Annotated in this window: 14 protein-coding genes and 1 pseudogene; 10 read left to right on the forward strand and 5 right to left on the reverse strand. The window is 44.7% G+C overall.

The features are described from left to right. Positions 1–205 precede the first annotated feature (205 nt). From MCUP_RS04785 to MCUP_RS04800, 4 genes are read left to right on the forward strand one after another with little or no spacing between them, the layout of a single operon-like run. Positions 206–1615 carry an ABC transporter substrate-binding protein gene (locus MCUP_RS04785; protein WP_048057488.1) on the forward strand — a complete coding sequence of 470 codons (1410 nt, stop codon included), beginning with the start codon at positions 206–208 and terminating at the stop codon, positions 1613–1615. A 4-nt stretch (positions 1616–1619) separates the two neighbouring features. After that, on the forward strand, positions 1620–2444 hold the full coding sequence (locus tag MCUP_RS04790; protein WP_048057489.1) for a carbohydrate ABC transporter permease: 825 nt from the start codon (positions 1620–1622) through the stop codon (positions 2442–2444). After that, positions 2441–3241 (forward strand): carbohydrate ABC transporter permease, encoded by an 801-nt coding sequence (locus tag MCUP_RS04795; protein WP_013737562.1) that lies wholly within the window; start codon positions 2441–2443, stop codon positions 3239–3241. The genes MCUP_RS04790 and MCUP_RS04795 overlap by 4 nt, the downstream gene beginning before the upstream one ends. Then, positions 3238–4212: an ABC transporter ATP-binding protein gene (locus MCUP_RS04800; protein WP_013737563.1), complete on the forward strand. Its 975-nt coding sequence runs from the start codon at positions 3238–3240 to the stop codon at positions 4210–4212. Before MCUP_RS04795 ends, MCUP_RS04800 begins: the two co-directional genes overlap by 4 nt. A 115-nt stretch (positions 4213–4327) precedes the next feature. On the opposite strand, the gene MCUP_RS04805 is transcribed toward MCUP_RS04800, so the two are convergent. After that, positions 4328–5104, reverse strand: a complete 777-nt coding sequence (locus MCUP_RS04805) for a dienelactone hydrolase family protein (RefSeq protein WP_013737564.1) — start codon at positions 5102–5104, stop codon at positions 4328–4330. A gap of 48 nt (positions 5105–5152) precedes the next feature. Then, positions 5153–6742 (reverse strand): B12-binding domain-containing radical SAM protein, encoded by a 1590-nt coding sequence (locus tag MCUP_RS04810; protein WP_048057490.1) that lies wholly within the window; start codon positions 6740–6742, stop codon positions 5153–5155. A 128-nt stretch (positions 6743–6870) separates the two neighbouring features. Between MCUP_RS04810 and MCUP_RS04815 the strand changes: the two genes are divergently transcribed. Beyond that, a complete protein-coding gene (locus MCUP_RS04815) occupies positions 6871–7764 on the forward strand; it encodes a 2-hydroxyacid dehydrogenase (RefSeq protein ID WP_013737568.1) in 894 nt (297 codons plus the stop codon). A 45-nt stretch (positions 7765–7809) separates the two neighbouring features. Here the strand turns inward: MCUP_RS04815 and MCUP_RS04820 are convergent, their stop codons facing one another. Further along, positions 7810–8496, reverse strand: coding sequence for a hypothetical protein (locus MCUP_RS04820; RefSeq protein ID WP_013737569.1), 687 nt, complete (start codon positions 8494–8496; stop codon positions 7810–7812). 36 nt (positions 8497–8532) lie between these two features. On the opposite strand from MCUP_RS04820, the gene MCUP_RS04825 reads away from it, so the two are divergent. Then, positions 8533–9204: a maleate cis-trans isomerase family protein gene (locus tag MCUP_RS04825; RefSeq protein ID WP_013737570.1), complete on the forward strand. Its 672-nt coding sequence runs from the start codon at positions 8533–8535 to the stop codon at positions 9202–9204. A 17-nt stretch (positions 9205–9221) separates the two neighbouring features. Here MCUP_RS04825 and MCUP_RS04830 read toward each other — a convergent pair whose 3' ends face one another. Next, the gene (locus MCUP_RS04830) at positions 9222–9497 is read right to left on the reverse strand and encodes a hypothetical protein (RefSeq protein ID WP_013737571.1); all 276 of its coding nucleotides are present in this window, start codon (positions 9495–9497) and stop codon (positions 9222–9224) included. 96 nt (positions 9498–9593) lie between these two features. On the opposite strand from MCUP_RS04830, the gene MCUP_RS04835 reads away from it, so the two are divergent. Together MCUP_RS04835 and MCUP_RS04840 are read left to right on the forward strand one after the other, a co-directional pair. Further along, positions 9594–11282 carry an MFS transporter gene (locus MCUP_RS04835; protein ID WP_048057491.1) on the forward strand — a complete coding sequence of 563 codons (1689 nt, stop codon included), beginning with the start codon at positions 9594–9596 and terminating at the stop codon, positions 11280–11282. Continuing rightward, a complete protein-coding gene (locus MCUP_RS04840; protein WP_048057492.1) occupies positions 11257–11715 on the forward strand; it encodes a MarR family winged helix-turn-helix transcriptional regulator in 459 nt (152 codons plus the stop codon). The genes MCUP_RS04835 and MCUP_RS04840 overlap by 26 nt, the downstream gene beginning before the upstream one ends. Here MCUP_RS04840 and MCUP_RS04845 read toward each other — a convergent pair. Next, complete coding sequence (locus MCUP_RS04845) at positions 11706–13490, reverse strand: glycoside hydrolase family 15 protein (protein ID WP_013737574.1); 1785 nt, start codon at positions 13488–13490, stop codon at positions 11706–11708. The two genes, MCUP_RS04840 and MCUP_RS04845, sit on opposite strands and share 10 nt — an antisense overlap. Positions 13491–13651: 161 nt before the next feature. Between MCUP_RS04845 and MCUP_RS04850 the strand changes: the two are divergent. Both MCUP_RS04850 and MCUP_RS04855 read left to right on the forward strand, forming a co-directional pair. Continuing rightward, positions 13652–15600 (forward strand): annotated as a pseudogene (locus MCUP_RS04850) (4Fe-4S binding protein). Positions 15601–16055: 455 nt separating this feature from the next. Beyond that, positions 16056–16997 (forward strand): DUF8196 domain-containing protein, encoded by a 942-nt coding sequence (locus tag MCUP_RS04855; RefSeq protein ID WP_013737577.1) that lies wholly within the window; start codon positions 16056–16058, stop codon positions 16995–16997. The last annotated feature ends 130 nt before the right edge of the window (positions 16998–17127 follow it).

A 17127-nucleotide genomic window follows, 5' to 3' on the forward strand; every position in this document is an offset into this window, starting at 1 on the left:
TTTATTCTTAGATTTAACTAGTTAACATTTAATTAAATTAAGACTCGCCTTGAACGGATCACTCATAGATCATTTACTTAAAAATAAGATCTATTCTTTAAAAAATAGTAGCTATATTTAAACTTTCTATCTTGAATTTCTCTAGTTAATTTTATGTATAAAAATTTCAGATATGTTTAAATAAGATGGTGTAGAGTAACAAACCGTGATACCCTTGTTCTCAAGGTCTAATCATAAGGGGATAGGCCGTGCCTTGGCCAGATCTGTCGTAATAGGGATAATAATTATAGTCATAGTAGCGGGGGCTATAGCTGCCGTAGAGATAGGGATGCATCACACTGCGGTGCCCTCATCGACTAACACCACAACTGTGACCCCTCCGGTTACGAAGAACGTTACCATCACCTACTTTGACGACCTTTCGCCTTCCGAGGCCTCCGTGATGCAAGACTTGATCATTCCTCAGTTCGAAAAAATGTACCCTAACATACACGTGAACTACGTAGACGAGGGAGCCTCAGACATCGTTAAGAGCGTAGAGGAGCTCGAGCTGAGCGGAAACGTAGGTTCGGTCATAATAGGGGAGGACAACCTGGTAATAGGAGAGCTCTTAAGTGGGAACTACCTAATGAACTTGACCCCATACGCAAGTCAGATCCTTCAAAACGTATCTCTTATCCCGTCAATGAAGAGTCTTGTGAATTACGAACAATCAGTCTACCATGGGGAGTTCTTCATACCCTTAAGGGGAAACATACCCTTGGTTTGGTATAACGAAACTCTATTTCACGAACTGAACCTAACTCCACCCCAGAACTGGTCGCAACTCATTCAAGTAGCTCAGGTAATAAAGGACAAGACAGGGGTAAACCCAATAATGTTTCAAGGACACGGAGGAGCGAGCACCTACACAGAGCTTTATCAATGGATGGTCCAGGCTGGAGGAAATCCGTTCTTGTTTAACGATTCGGGGGACGTCTTAGCCTTTCAGTACTTGTACAACTTATCGTCCTACTTTACCCCCGGATACGTGCACGGTTACTGGGGTAGCTATAAGGGTTTGTTGAGTGGAGAATATTACATGATAGACTATCAGTGGCCTTACATTTACAGCACGATGGCTGGAGAGGGAGTTAACATGAGCCATATTGGGTTCTACCCCGGTCCTGTGGGTCCAGTGAACGGAGATCACTTAGTAGGGGGAGACGTCCTGGCCATACCTAAGGGAGCGACGGACGTCCCTGCACTAATTGACTTCGCTAGGTTCCTCTTATCTCCTCAGGTGCAAAGGGAGTTCATAATTTACATATCGTGGCCTGCAGTGAATCAAGAGGCTTACAACAATCTGCCTAGCAACATAAGCTCTCTGTACAGGGCTGAGGAGGAGGCGATGAGCAACGTGTTCTTCAGGGAACCTGTTCCTTGGATAACCGTATGGGGGCAAATAGCTGACAAGGTTTTTGACACCATAATTGTAGATCACGCACCTTACTCCGAAATACCCAGCATACTAAGCCAGGCCAATCAAGAGATGTACAGCTACCTGGTTCAAAACTACAACTCCACTGTGGCACAGCAGTACGAGCAGGGAGTTTTTGGTCCGCTTTACGGGTGAGATCTTGAAGTGGACCCCTTTTTTATTGGTACTCCCAGCGGTCGCTTACATAACTATCTTTTCTTTTTTTCCTACCATTGATGCAGTTTATTTAAGCTTCTTAGATCCTCACGGAGGGTTATCGCTTAAGAATTACCAGGAGTTAGGTTACTTCAACGTTGAGGGAGCCATTCTGGATACTATATTAGTTACGGTAGGAGCGTTGGTTATCCAACTCGCTTTAGGGTTTCTAGTGGCCAGCGTGCTCAGTAGAGAGTTCTTTGGGAGACGAGCGCTCTCAACCATAACTATAATCCCGATGGGAATAGCCACGGTGGTGGCGGCAGTGACTTTCAGTTTTATCTTTCAAACTTCTGGGGGTTACGCCAACACGGTTTTACATTCGCTGTTCAACGTTAACGTTAACTGGTATCAATCACCTGTCTCCTCCCTCCTTGTGGTCATGTTGGCGGACAGCTGGAAGAACACTCCGATAGTGTCTCTGATCTTACTTGCAGGTTTATCCTCAATACCTAAGGAGCTGTATTATTCAGCGGCGATAGACGGTGCAGGTCCCATAAGGAGGTTCATTCACATAACCTTACCTAACCTGAGGAGCTTCATTGGCGTGGCCTTGATCCTCAGAGGAGTACAAGAGTTCAACATATTCGCCTTACCTTTGATCCTAATAGGGGATCACCCTCCCCTCCTAACGACCCTCGTGTACAACCTTTACACGACGACTTTTCCAGAAGTGGGTTTAGCCTTAGCCGCCGCTACCGTCCTTCTAGGCTTCATACTCGTGTTCATGGGTGTAGTGATCAAGCTCACCGGGGGTGGTTCACAATGAAGTTGGTATATCTAGGCGCGTTAATAGTAGGGGCGTACTTCCTTTTTCCACTGTACGTTCTAGTGCTTTTGGCGTTCAACGAGCCCAGCTCAACTCTTCTAGCCAAATACCCCTCTCTCCTTCCCTTGTCCTTGACTCTCAACAACCTTAAGGCATCGCTTCAGGGGTCCGAGTTCTTAGACCCCTTTATGAAAAGCTTGGAGACTGCCACTCTAGTAGGGTTAGTAACTATCTTGCTGGCGGTACCTGCTGGATACGGGCTAAGCAGATTGCCCAGATCGATTTCCTACCCTTTTCTTGTCCTCCTTCTAGTTACCAACATGATGCCTGCCATAGTAATAGGCATACCCATAGCTGTGGAGTTCATTAAGCTTCACCTCTTTGAGAGCGTAATTGGGCTGGCGTTGGCTCAAACCCTAGTGACGCTCCCCATCGCCACGTTCATAATTCAGGGGACGTTCTCTTCAATCCCAGTAGACCTTGAGAATCAGGCTAGGATTGACGGTGCAGGTCTGTTCAGGAGATTGTTCTCCATTCTTTTACCTCTTGCGGCCCCGGGGATAGCTGCGGCCTTCCTGATCTCTTGGATGTTCTCTTGGGACGAGTTCACCTACGCGATCTTACTGATTCCTTTCCACTCCACCTTACCCGTAACCATCTACCTGGACGTGACCAGAGGTAACCTATTGGCTGGGGTCGCGTTCTCACTGATCTTTACGTTGCCGGTAATAGTTTTAACGTTCGCACTTCAGAAGTACCTTAGAGGTGAGTATTTAGCGGGGGGGATTAAGGGATGACCGTAGAGTTGATTGACTTAAAGAAGGCGTACGGATCAAAGAGGGTGTTAGACGGCGTCTCAGAGAAGATTGAGAACGGTGAGTTCTTCGTCATTCTAGGTCCCAGCGGGGAGGGCAAGACCACTCTGTTGAGGATAATGGCTGGGATAGAGAGACCGGACGGGGGCAGGATATTTGTTGATGGAGTTGACGTCACAAACAAACCTCCAGAGAGGAGAAACGTAGCTATGGTGTTCCAAAACTACGCCCTCTACCCTAACATGACGGTGAGGGATAACATAGCCTTCCCATTGAAAATGAGGGGAGTGAGCAAGAAAGAAATAGAGGAGCGAGTGAATAGGGTGGCCGGACTTTTAGGAATATCAGACATAATGGACAAGAAGGTGACAAAGATAAGCGGAGGTCAGCAACAGAGGGTAGCGATAGCTAGGGCTATAGTGAGGAACCCATCTTACTACCTTTTGGATGAACCGTTGAGTAACTTAGACGCTAGGATGAGGACCGTTGCACGAGGTGAGCTTAAGAGGATTCAAAAGGAGTTACAAGGAACTTTCATTTACGTAACTCATGACCAGAAGGAGGCCTTGAGTCTAGCGGATAGGGTGGCGGTATTACACGCGGGGAAATTTGAGCAAGTTAGCAAACCTAAGGAGTTGTACGAGTATCCTAAAACGAAATGGGTGGCGGAGTTCATTGGAGATTTCCCCATGAACTTCATCCCAGGTGAGATTTTAGGAGAGAGATGTGACGAGATAGGTTTCAGACCCGAGTGGGTTAGCGTAGGAAAGGGATCTTTCACTTGTTCTGTTGAATCAGTTGAAGCTGTGGGGGACTCAAGGTATCTGGTTTGTGTCTTCAAGGGATTTGGAATAACAATCAAGTCGGAGGAGTATTACGACGTAGGGGACGAGGTTAAATTTGAGATAGTAGAATATAGGAAATTCAAAAACGGTTCAATACATCAATCTTAAACCAAGTCATGACGATTTTTCCTCCTTTTCTCCTCTCTCCTTCTCGCTCATCTCCAGGATCTTCACCCAGGTCATGAAACAGTCCTCTATGACCTTTCCTTTCTGTTCCACGTTCTCACCCTAGAACCCTAGTGAAGAACCTGACTGTCCTTTCCCACGCGTCTTTCGCCGCAGCTTCGTTGTAAACCTGCCCACCTTCAGTTGCGAACGCATGATAGGTCCCAGGGTAGATCTTCATCTCTAACTCCTTCTTGTATCGAATCATAGCTTTCACCATATCAGGGATACCTTGGTTAATCGCTGAGTCTTCCCCGGCGTAGAGGGCTAGTACGGGTCCCCTCACCTTAGAAATGTCCTCTATCTGCCTCGGATTCCTTCCGTAATATACTACAGTGGCATCGAGGGGAACCATCGTAGAGAGCTGAAATATTAACCCACCTCCCATGCAGAACCCAATTCCTCCGAACTTCTGAAGCCCAAGTCCTTTAAGGTATGAGTAAGAGGCCTCCAGGTCACCTATCATTCTGTCCTCAGTAGAAGCCCTATTTACAACCAGCTCTTGGTATATCTTCTTTTCGTCCTCCGATAGGCCCTCGACAAGTTTGGATATTGCGTTTTGATCGCCTCTCTTCTCAGGGGGTAAAGAGAAGAACCTTCTCATAACCCCTGAGATGGTCCTCTCGTTGAAGAGTTCAGAGTTTCTTGAGTAGAGATTAGGAGCTAGGACAGTGTAACCCAAAGACGCTAGCCTCCGGGTAACGTTCTTTATAAACTCTGTTATTCCCCATATCTCTGAAACCACTATTATCCCAGCCTTTTCCCCATCTGAAGCTAGGAACCCTTCTATTTCCTTACCATCAAAACTTGGAAACCTGATGGTTCTTTCGTTCATATCTTCGTTAGATATTTAATAATAAAAAACTTAACTTATAATGAAAGCTTAGGAGCTCTCCTTCTTAAAGCTTAGCTTACTTAGTTCAACGATCGCCCTAATCGTTCCCAACGTGTTGTTAACGTTAACGGTTGAGAACTCCAACGTTTTCCTCCCTTTACTCTCCTTGAGATCTCTGAAGAACCACTCAATGGAGGAGAAAACCCTGTCTATCATGAACTTGACTAACTTTCCCGTCAAACCCTTACCAGCTAACCTTGGGGCTAGCTTCCTAGTGGTCTTCATGTTATATGTCCAAGAAACGTATAGTAGATCCCAATACCTTGAGGGTAACCTATCTAACACTGGGAAAGGATTATCCTTTATCCTAGTTGTAAATATTGGTATTACAGGTAGTGGAAATATCCAGGCCGTGAAGTCGTGATCAATTATTTTCTGAACTAGGTCTATGCTATCTTGAACGTCGTCGTCGGTCTCCTCTTTATATCCTATTGTCATAGTGTAACAGGGGTAAACGTAGTTATCGTTCATTATGGAAGTGGCATCGATTATCACTTCTCCCCACTCCCTTGGAGTCCAGGGAAAGGCTTTCGCCGGCATGTACTTCTCCAGTATCTTTAGACTTCCGCTCTCCAACCCAACTACAGGCATCACTGACCTATCGAAGTCGTATTCAGCCACCTCTGCAATGGCTTGTACAGTTTTAGGGCTCTCCCTCACTGCAGGAGCTGAGATGTGGGGCCAGAAAATCCCATCGACCCCCATCCTCTTAACTTCAGTGAACAGTTTAACTAGCGCGTCGTGATTTACCCTAAGTTTAGAGGAGCCGTACAAGAGGATATCGTCAGTTATAAAGTCGATGTTCTTTATTCCTCCCTTTAGGTTGACCTCAACTTCCCTCTTTATGGTCTCAAGGGGAACGCTTCTAAAGGTCTCTGGGGTTATCGAACAGAAACTACAACCTCTTGGACAACCTCTCGTTACTTGCACTTCACCCCATCTGGTAGGACCTAGGATAGGAGGTATTTGCTCTGCCTTTGGGTCCTTACCTTTAACTATTGGAGGGACCGGCTCACCCTTAAGTAAGGACTTAACGACCTCTGGCAGTCTTATCTCTGCCTCCCCAAGGAACAATACGTCAAGCCAGTCCGGTCTGCTCTTAGTGAGCTCCCAAGCGCCGGGTCCCCCAGCGATTACCTTGAAGTTATACCTCTTCTTAAGTCTTGATATGACATCTCCTAGTTCCTCAAAGAACTGCTCAAGCCAAGACTTGCCTCCTCCAAAAAGAAGCGAAAGCTTAAACGTAACTGGGTCCAGTCCGAGAGGGTCGTGGACCGAAACGCCTATAACCTTCGTCTTATCAGAAACTACCTTCTCTAACCTCTCCGGTTGGATCACAGCAACGTCAGTTATACCGTTAGTCACTAAGGAAGCCTCTATCTTCCTTAGAGAGTAAGGCGCGTAAAGGGCCTTCCCCTCCTTGTCTACCTCCTTTATGGGTGGGGTGAAGAACTTATCCATGAATAACCTAGGCACTAGCCTAGAGGGCATGCAGGCAACGTATCCGAGCACGCTGGAGGATCCGAACTTAGTGAAGGACCCTCTGTCTGATGTCAAGATCACTTGCCAATCAGACATAAGATGTATTATCTACTTAGCAATTTAAAGATTAATATTATGAATATCAGTCCATCAAGGATTTTTAAATCAAGAGACCTAATGAGGATTGAAAAGATGTTTTATAGCTTTAGAGTAAGGTATAGCTTATGATAGTTTCCACCGAGAAGCTACCTGAGGAGTGCTATTCTCTCCTTCAGGAGTACGAGTTAAGGGAGGCAACTGAGGCCAACCTCGCTGAGGCTGAGTACCTCATATCCTGGCCCTCTAAGTTGAGATCGTTAGTTAGCAAAATGCCCAAATTGAAGGTCATTCAGACCTTATCAGCCGGCGTCGACGACGTCCCCTACGATCTATTAAGAAACGTGGTCGTGTTGTCCAATGCGGGAGCTTACTCAACTTCTGTAGCAGAGCACGCTTGGGCACTAGCTTTAGCCTTGGCAAAGGGAGTGAACGTCAGGAAGAGGGAACCTACCTATTCTATAACCGATCAGACGGCTCTAGTTTTAGGTGCAGGAGGCATTGGATCCGAAATAGCTAGGATCGCCAAGCAAGGATTTAGGATGAGGGTGATAGGAGTCTCAAGATCCTTCAGGCGACCTGAGTTTTTTGACGAGATGCTTCCCATGGATCAACTCAAAGAAGCTATAAGGAGAGGGGACGTTGTGTTCGATACGCTACCTCTTAACAAATCGACTAGAGGGGTACTGAACTACTCCGTGCTCTCGCTATTAAAGGAGAGGGCGATCTTAGTTAATGTGGGGAGAGCTGAGACCATAGTTGAGGAGGACGTGATGAGGGTTTTAAAGGAGAGGAAAGACGTGAGGTTCGGCACGGACGTCTTTTGGAGGAAAGACGGGAAGGAGAACTTTGAAAGCGAGCTGTGGAACATGGATAACTTTATGGGAACGTATCACACTGCGGGAGCTTCAGCTAGTGGAGAGACGTTGAGGAAGGCGATGATTAAAGCGTGTAATAACCTTAAGAACTACCTGGAGAAAGGAGAGAGCGAAAACGTGGTGAAGCTCTCGGATTACGTTTGAAGTTGAGTTCATGCAGTCTCTCATCGAGACCTGCAGTTGTTAGCCTCAGTTGTTAGAAAGCTTGTTAAACAGGTTCCATATAAGGTGAGAGGAGGTCTTGACGTTACTAACGGTGGGATGGAAGTTCCACTCCACCTCGCCGTGAGCTAATAGGTTCCTAACGTTCAAGGATAACCTCAAAGCCAAGCTGGCCCTTCCATCTACGAACCTATCTGCCCACGCCAAAAGCATTCCTTGGGAGAAAGGGAACGTTTCACCATTAACTTTCACCCTGTACTTGCTCCAACCCTGCCTTCTGATAAAAAGCTTCAACTTTCTGTAATCAAGACCCTTGACCTTGATCTTAGTTTTCTTGTATTTTATTATCACTTTTTCTCCTAGCCAAGTTGTGTAAAGGCTTCTGAGCCCCATCTCTAGGACTAGATAACTCTCGAGGGTGGCCAAGTCCTCCATCGAACAGGATATCAGTTTCATCGCGTAATCTTGTGCCTTCAAAACCTTGCTAGGAAGGTCGTTGTGAATTTCCCCCTCGCCTAGAATTAAATAGGGCACGTTAGCTAGGTAAAACCCTATCAGGTCCTTCTTAGTTGAGACCTTGATCTTCTCATCCCTTATCCTCACGTAGCCTCCCCTGTACTCTAGAAGATCTAACGCCTCATCCAACATTTCGTCATCCCCCTTCCTCTTATACTGAAAGAACGAGTTGGTTATCTTTATGAGTTTACTTTTCATGATAGGATTTTTCATCCAGTAAATTAAAAATCAGATATGCCAGGAGGTAGAGGTAGGATAGGTCTGATAGTCCCTGCTAACAACGCTGGGATTGAGTACGATTTTTGGATGATGTCCCCTAAAGGTGTGTCAGTTCACTCAACTAGGATGAGACCTAGCAAGGGATGCGAACCTGTCAACGTTGAGGAGTTCGAGGAGGAGCTGAGGTTCTCTTACTCCCTTCTGAAGGAGATCTCAGACGTTATAGTTTACGGAAGGACATACGGGACTCACAGGAACTCAAACGTAATAAGTAAAGTAGGTAACTTGATTATACCAGAGGAGGCGGTAGAGAAGATCTTTAGAGTGATGGGCGTCAATAAGATATGGATAGCTACACCTTATCCTAAGGAGAGGACATTAGAGGAGGTTAACTGGTGGAGATCTAAGGGATTTCAAGTTACAGGTTACGATGGATTAGGTAAGGTCAGAGGGTTAGACATATCTAACACCAACACGTTTACGATCTACAGACTTGTCAAGAGACATCTAGATCAAGTTTCTCAGGCGCAGGCAGTGTACATAGCGTGTACCGCGCTCTCAACTTATGAAGCGTTGAGTTACTTGAGTGAGGACTTGGGAATGCCTGTAATTTCCGAGAACTCCGCAGCTTTCATGGAGAGCTTAACCAGGCTCAAAATAAGTCATCGCGTGCCTGGAATTAAGTAAACCTTTTTACAAAAAAATCAAATTAATTTGTGTTCATACTTGACAGTTGGGGATATCATCTTAACTTTCCATGTGATCCCCATCTGGCTAGCTACGTTGGCTAAGTCGTTCATGCTCGGTACGTCCCATTCACATATAGCGGTTTTGTTACCCTCGTCAACGTTTAACTTCTCCAGTTTGAATCCCTTGGGAAGTTTCTTCCCCTTAGCCATGTCAGTCAAGTTGTTGAAGAACTTCACCGCTTCGTCCTTTTTAGACTCGTCCCATTCATGTATTACGTAAACCTTTGTCATAATTAATTATTAGCCTCTTTCAATTATAAGCCTTTCCTTACCTTGATCAAGTAGTTAAGCAAAAAGATTAAATAGTTAATTATTAGTTTACTAATTATGCATTACAAATGGATAGCCTTAAGTAACACCACGCTCGGAGTTCTCATGGCAACAATTAACGGAACCATTACAATAATCTCATTGCCCGCCATATTCCGCGGAATAGGGATAAACCCTCTTAGCCCGTCATCCTTTCAATATCTTCTTTGGATCTTGATGGGCTATAACGTGGTGACAGCCACTCTACTCCTTTCGTTTGGAAGGCTCTCTGACATGTACGGGAGAGTGAGGCTTTACAATCTCGGGTTCCTTGTCTTCACTATAGGTTCAATTCTCCTCTCCTTGACATTCGGTAGGGGGGACTTAGCTGGGTTGGAGCTAGTTATCTTCAGGATAGTTCAGGGTATAGGAGGTGCGTTCTTAATGGCTAACAGTGCGGCGATCATCACTGACGTTTTCCCATCCAGCGAAAGAGGTAGGGCATTAGGAATAAACCAGGTGGCTGCCTTAGCAGGCTCCTTAATAGGATTGATCTTGGGAGGGATACTCTCGATTATAAACTGGAGATACGTGTTCTTAGTGAGCGTGCCCGTAGGGGTGTTCGGAACTGCCTGGAGCTATCTGAAATTAAGGGAAACTAGCTATAAGAACAGGGAGGGGATAGATTGGATAGGTAACTTAATCTTCGGAACCGGTTTAATTCTCATCCTAATAGCAATGACCTACGCTCTAATGCCTTACGGGACTTCGCAGACAGGTTGGGGAAACCCTTACGTTATTTCTTCACTAATCTCAGGCCTCTTTTTACTAGGTTTATTCCCGTTTATAGAAACAAAAGTTAAGTATCCAATGTTTAGAATCGAATTGTTTAAGAACAGGATCTTCGCTGCGGCCAACATAGCCGGCTTACTTAGATCGATCGGATACGGAGGTTTAATGATCATGATAGTGATTTTCCTTCAGGGGATATGGCTTCCTCTACACGGTTACTCCTACGCTGAGACGCCCTTTTGGGCTGGAATTTACACTGTCCCCCTTATGGTAGGATTCGTATCGACGGGACCCATAAGCGGCTGGCTATCTGACAAGTACGGTTCCAGAGGTTTGGCTACAATAGGTATGATCATAGTGGGATTGGGATTCCTGGCTCTAACGACTTTACCGTATAACTTCAGTTATCCCGTCTTTGGAGCGATAATATTCATGATGGGAGTAGGCAACGGAATGTTCGCATCTCCCAACACGTCATCTATTATGGGGAGCGTCCCAGGAAAGCATAGAGGTGCAGCTTCAGGCATGAGATCAACTCTCCAAAACACGGGACAGACCGTGAGTATAGCCATTTTCTTCACAATAGTTATCTTATCCTTGAGCTCAACGTTGGGTCCGTCATTAGGCCACGCATTGGCTAAGGCAGGGGCTCCTCAGCTTTCACCATACGTTCAGAAAGTCCCGGTCACGGGCGCTCTATTCGCGGCTTTCCTAGGATATGACCCGGTTAGCGCGCTGCTTAGTTCCCTCCCTACTTCCCTTACGTCTCAAATTCCAGCTGGAGCGATCTCCATAATGGAACAGAGGACATGGTTCCCAAGCGCGATAGCCCCTAGCTTCATGATAGCCTTGAGGGAGACTTTCTACTTTGGGGCTGCTCTGTCCTTTGTCGCTGCGATAGCGTCAGCGTTGAGGGGTAAAGCTAAAAACGCTCAGGAGGTGGTTGAATATGATGCAGAAAAAGCAAGAAACTGAGGTCCTTACGAGCATCTCTAGGGTGTACAGGGCTGCAAAAAGGGAGCTCAACAACAGGTTGGAATCTCATGGGTTTTCATACGTCGACTTCTTAATACTCATGCAGGTTAGGGACTCGCCGAAGTCAATGGTTTACTTAGCTAAAGAGGTGCTGATGACTCAGGCCGGTATAACCGCCGCCATAGATAGACTTGAGGAGAAAGGACTTGTGAAAAGGGAGAGAGATAAGGAGGATAGGAGAATCATAAACGTTCAGATTACAGAGCGAGGGGTTAAAGCGACTGAGGAGGCCATACAGGTGTTTAACGAGTTAGCCGTTGACCTGGTTAAGGACCTAAGCGATGAGGATAAGGCAAAGTTAATAGAGCTTTTAGATAAGCTCCTAGAGAAGCTCATGAAGGGGAAAATAAACGTAGAGCCTGATCAGAGGTAGTTTTTGAAACCGTTCTTCAAGTAATAATACGTTCTTATCAGTTCGGCGTGGCTCCACACTAGGGGAGAGACTGAGGGATAGTTGCCTGAAGGCGTTATCTGTTCTGGTATCACTCCAGTTTTAAGGGAATTCCTTTCGACCCACTCTATGTATTTCTTAGCCTCCTCGATCCTGCCTTCCGCTATAAGCTCTTGTGCAACCCATAACGTTGTTATGAACCAAGCGTTAGGTCTCTCATCCTCCTTCAGGTAGTAATCACTCTCATATCTGGCTATGCCTCCATTAACGGTGAGTTTCCTCTCCACAGTCTCCCTATTTATCCTAACCTTAGGGTCGCTTATGGGGTAAGCTAATAGACTTCCAATCACAGTGCTGGAGTCCACAGTGGGATCAACCTTTCCGTTCATTACACTCCTGGCGAAGTGATCTCCAACCCACATCTGATCGAGACCCTTCTTTAACGATTCGGCCACGCTCTCATACTTCAGTGCTAAGCTGTCCTCTCCAAAAAATGAGGCAAAGCGCGACGCCGAGGTTAGCCCTGCAATCACCGCGGCAGTTGTGAAGAAGTGAACTCCAAACCTTTCTTCCCACAAGTCATAAGACGGCAAAACGTGCACTCCATCCTCGTTTAGGTAGGAGCAGAGGAAGTCAGCTGCAGCCTTAATTCCGGGTCTGTAGAGGTCCTTAATGAAGTCCACGTCTTTGAAAACTGAGAAGTGGACCCAAAGGGCGTAGATCATGAGTGCGGTCTCGTCCTCCTGAATTGGAAGGTACTTTTCAGTCCAAGGATGCCAAGTACTTCCCCAGTACCCATCTATAGTATATTTCTGGAACATGAACCCTCTAAACAACAGCGGTTTGGCGAAATTGAAGAACTTCTTAGAGAGGTCCTCGTAACCGGTCAGCGCCATAGCTACGACCGTGAAGGCTGCGTCTCTAGGCCAGACGTAATTATACGTATCCCTGTTGAACCTCATTATGTCGGTGTCCAGAGACGCTGGGATAGCTCCGTTGTCCTGCCAGTGGCTGGCAATTATTAACAAGCTCCTTTTTATCTCCTGGTGTTTCGCCTTAGTAAGCCAAGCTTTCCAGTAGTTACTAGTCCTATCCATGATCTTGTTCGGATCTCTCTCCTGCACGTACTCGTTTAACTTAACAACGTCCTTGTAGCTTCTCCCGGCTACCAACCAACACGTCAACGACTCGTTTACCTCATACGAGACTGCAGAATCCACGTTACCTTGAGCTATCGGGTTATTGGAGAGTTCTCCATCCTCACAATCTTTCCATGTTCCCACAAGGTTTCCAGTCTCCTTGTAACCCGTAGCGTATTGGTAAGGTCTTACTCCGCAGGAGAATAGAAACCATCTGTCCCTCTTGTAATGGATGATGGACCTTGTTGAAGGATCATAAAGGGCGGTATCACCATACTCAGTTCCGTTGATGTGAAGGTCCCAAGCGAAGAAAAGCCTTCCTTCCCTTAGGTTAACCTTCCTCACTAGTATAGGGTAAGCTAAATCTATAGTGTCGCGAACGTTAATCTTTTCGCCGTCTAGCTCCACCGTGGCCTTAGATATCAAGGTATCGGTTTCGTAACTTATTGAAGGACTAAGATCGTGAAGCCAGTGGAAACCTGATTTAGTGAGGAATCCCATTCTGCCCGCATGAAGGTGGTTATCCACGGAAAGGGGATAGTAGAGCTCCCTCATAAGGTAACTTGAATCGAAAAGCGCGGTGAGCTTTCCATTGCCTAAAATTATGTGCCTTGTCACACCATTTAATCTACAATTAAGGTATAAGAGCGATGATCCAGATCTAAATTAAAATGAAGTTAAATTTGTTTATTTAATTATTAAATTAGATATTATCTCTGATGAGGTCCTATAAATGAAAAGTTTAAATTCGTTCTAATTATAACGTTAGATAGACCAGTATGATCAATCAATCGCTTGAATTAATTAGGATTTTTTCAATATTTTATATTATAATAATGATGGCGATCGATTTCTGGATTTTAGGTAGTGTACTAAGGAGGGAGTTCGTTAATAAACGTTTAGTGCTATTCTTAATATCCATCATTTTACTAATGTCTGGAGAGAGCATATCTATAGGGTATATAGCCTTTTCCGGTGGAACGTTTTTAATTGAGCCGATAATCCTGATCCTATCCTCCATCCCAGCGTTAATTTCGTTTACGGTTAAGTCAGAAACGTTGAACGTAAGGAAAGACCTAGGTATCGGAGTTCTCCTATCGCTAACTACAGTTTATGACGAGCTCTCCATGGGTTACCTTTATGGGACCGCTTTCGTCCATGACGTTACGAATCCGTTTTTGCTTTCAGTTGAGAACCCTGCCTTCGGATTAATGATGCTTGCAGACGGAATATACTTCTTGTTGATATCCAGGAATAAGACCATCTTAGAGGGTGCGATAACTACGTTTGCGTTATCCATGGCTTTCATCCCATCCCTCTACACGTTCAGCAAAACGGCGGAGCTCTACCTATCCTTAGTCTCATCGTTGATAATGATAGTTAACGTTGTAATGATATATCTCATAGAGATCAAGAGGGTAACGCTTCAAGGTCAGCTCGTCTCAATCTCTTTGGCTCTATTCGACTTCATCATGATGTTAGGCCTTTCCCTCTTCGCCTCAATGGAAGACCTATGGTTGATTTCAATCTCTATGGTAATCTCAATGGCGTGGTATTTCATACTGATAATTCATCAGATTCCGTCAAGGAGGATATCACTGAAGTTGAGGTATCCTTTCCTTTTTTAGTTTTGGTGAACCTGGCTGAGCTAACGATGGGTTTTGGGGAGACCGTCTTAGGGTTTAACTTAACCAACTCATTATACGGCGTGGTCCAAAGCGCGCACGTCATGAACCAAGAGACGATGTCCAAAATGGGTTCATTAAGTACGGGATCTATGAGCTCGATGCATATGCGATCTCCTTTCACTAATCCTTTCTGGTGGCTCTTCCCTATTAATCCCCTTTCCATGTTCGAGATGTACCTTCACGGAAGTTTATTCCAAACTGTTTTGATGGCTCCCTACATGTTAGTTATGGCAACTACAATGGCTCCCTTCTACGTTATAATGATGGGAGGAGAGATGGCCTACCTTGTTTACGAGAGGTTCAAGAGGGCTAGAACCGCATACCTAAAGAACTGGACATTAGCTATCATAGTTGGAATACCTATCTTCGTGGTTCTGATACCTTACTATACTAATTTCTACGTGTTCGGAATGAGCGGGATGATATTCCCAGTTACGTTAACTTCCTTCATCGTTTCTTTGATTGCCATTACCTTAGCTTCAACTCTTTTCGGGAGAGGAGTTTATTGTAATTTAGTGTGTATGTCAGCTCACATGTTCTCTAACACTTTCTTTGAGCAGTTCAACGCTAAAAGGAGCAGTCATATCTGGGATTACTTGAGGTGGTCATTCCTTGTTCCTATGTTGGTGGCTTTTTCCCTTTACGTCATCTCTCAAGTTCACATAGTGAAGATGAGTATAGACCCTCTAAACTTTTACGGTATGTTTACGCTGAACTACATCTGGTGGTTCTTCTTCTTTTTAACGCCGGTCTTCGGGACCTACGCCTGCGCTAGGCAAGGATGGTGCGGATTTGGAACTTTTGTAGGGATCTTCAACAAGTTGGTCTTTAAAGTAAAGGCAAAGCACATAAGTACATGTGAGACGTGTGAATCTAAGGACTGCGAGTCTTCCTGTCCTGTCAAGATTCCAATATCTCAGGACGTTCTAACAAAAGGTTACGTTAATAGAGTTAGCTGTGTAAGTTGTGCTAAGTGCGTCGACTCATGCCCATACGACAACCTTGAGGTAAAGAACTTTATCTCTCTCATTAAAAGGTGAGCTTGCGGTTAAACGAGATCTTAAGAATCTTTGAAATAAAATACCTATTTTCCTTTTTATCTAATTATTTCATTTTCAATAATCATTATAGAAAAGACTTCTAGATCTTGCGATAAGACAAACCTAAAATGAGGCACTCGAATCATGTGCTAGTCTTACCTCGGTTAGGGAATAACTATCACGCCTTACATTCTCTATCTGAGTGTGAAAATTCCCTTGTCCTTTTGAAGTAGCGTCTTAAAAAACGAAATCAATCCGCTCTACGTTATCTATTCCCACACTTCATGATCTGTAATCCACGCAAAGGTGCAGTCGAGATCTTTTCAATTTAACGTCTTAATACTAATGTTCCGTTAGCTCCAATCTCTTTGAGTTGTAGAACTTGATTTTTGATCATGATTTCCATAAGATCGAATTAGATAAAATTTTTATGTAATAACGGTTGATAATTAAATATGAGTGGAGACATATTAGAGAAGTTGAGAAACGACCAGGAATTTATAAAGAAGGTAGCTGATTCTGTCTCTCAAAACGTACTTGTTAACCTAATGAAGGACTTAACGACTATTATCAACGAGAAATTCACTTTATTTGAGGATAAATATAATAAACTAATAGAAGAAATAAAGAATTTGAGGCAAGACTTCCAGGACCAAAACAAGAAGATCCTTGATCGTCTTGAAAAAGTAGAGGTTCAGATCGTCAAGCTCCAAGAGCAGGTAGCCAAACACACCGAAGCGATAGAGAGACTACAGGAGCAGACCAACCGGAACACAGAGGCCATCGTCAAGCTCCAAGAGCAGGTAGCCAAACACACCGAAGCGATAGAGAGACTACAGGAGCAGACCAACCGGAACACAGAGGCCATCGTCAAGCTCCAAGAGCAGGTAGCCAAACACACCGAAGCGATAGAGAGACTACAGGAGCAGACCAACCGGAACACAGAGGCCATCGAAAGATTAGAGAAGAAATTTGACGAGACCTTTAGTGGAGTGAAAAAGGAACTTTCAGAAATCAAGAGCTATTTAGCAACTATGTCATCTAACTTGGAGGAAGAAGGACGAGAATATGTGGAGTGGAAGTTCGAAAAGGATCTTGGAATAAAACTCGAAGTTACGAGGTTAGAAATTGAAAATGTACTTGAAATTGATATATATGCAGAACACAAGGACTTCGTGATCGTCGGAGAAGTTAAAAATAGGGTTGGTATATCAGCGGTGAGAGAGCTAAACAAAAAGATCACAACGTTAAAGAGGGTCAAACCTGAGACATCTAATAAGAAGATCGTTTCCATTATTTACGGTTTGGGCTTCACCAGGGAAGTTATCGAATATTGTAAGGAGCAAAGTATATTTGCCACCAACGGCTTTAAGGAATACACGCAACTAACAGTCTAGTTTGGCAACCTGAGTTTTTATTCCGTGTAAACTACCTAAATCTAGTAAATTGTAAAGTTTTGAAGGAATTGAAGTCGAGACATCCACTGGAATCCATGAGGTTTGAGTCTCTCTCGTAATTTTAGCTTAG

Origin of the sequence: Metallosphaera cuprina Ar-4 (assembly GCF_000204925.1) — an archaeon.
Classification (GTDB): Archaea; Thermoproteota; Thermoprotei_A; order Sulfolobales; family Sulfolobaceae; genus Metallosphaera; species Metallosphaera cuprina.

Coding starts and splice junctions, on each gene's coding strand:
- MCUP_RS04820 (WP_013737569.1), bottom strand. CDS start 8,496: ATGAAAAGTAAACTCATAAAGATAACCAACTCGTTCTTTCAGTATAAG.
- MCUP_RS04805 (WP_013737564.1), bottom strand. CDS start 5,104: ATGAACGAAAGAACCATCAGGTTTCCAAGTTTTGATGGTAAGGAAATA.
- MCUP_RS04815 (WP_013737568.1), top strand. CDS start 6,871: ATGATAGTTTCCACCGAGAAGCTACCTGAGGAGTGCTATTCTCTCCTT.
- MCUP_RS04810 (WP_048057490.1), bottom strand. CDS start 6,742: ATGTCTGATTGGCAAGTGATCTTGACATCAGACAGAGGGTCCTTCACT.
- MCUP_RS04800 (WP_013737563.1), top strand. CDS start 3,238: ATGACCGTAGAGTTGATTGACTTAAAGAAGGCGTACGGATCAAAGAGG.
- MCUP_RS04855 (WP_013737577.1), top strand. CDS start 16,056: ATGAGTGGAGACATATTAGAGAAGTTGAGAAACGACCAGGAATTTATA.
- MCUP_RS04835 (WP_048057491.1), top strand. CDS start 9,594: ATGCATTACAAATGGATAGCCTTAAGTAACACCACGCTCGGAGTTCTC.
- MCUP_RS04830 (WP_013737571.1), bottom strand. CDS start 9,497: ATGACAAAGGTTTACGTAATACATGAATGGGACGAGTCTAAAAAGGAC.
- MCUP_RS04825 (WP_013737570.1), top strand. CDS start 8,533: ATGCCAGGAGGTAGAGGTAGGATAGGTCTGATAGTCCCTGCTAACAAC.
- MCUP_RS04795 (WP_013737562.1), top strand. CDS start 2,441: ATGAAGTTGGTATATCTAGGCGCGTTAATAGTAGGGGCGTACTTCCTT.
- MCUP_RS04840 (WP_048057492.1), top strand. CDS start 11,257: ATGATGCAGAAAAAGCAAGAAACTGAGGTCCTTACGAGCATCTCTAGG.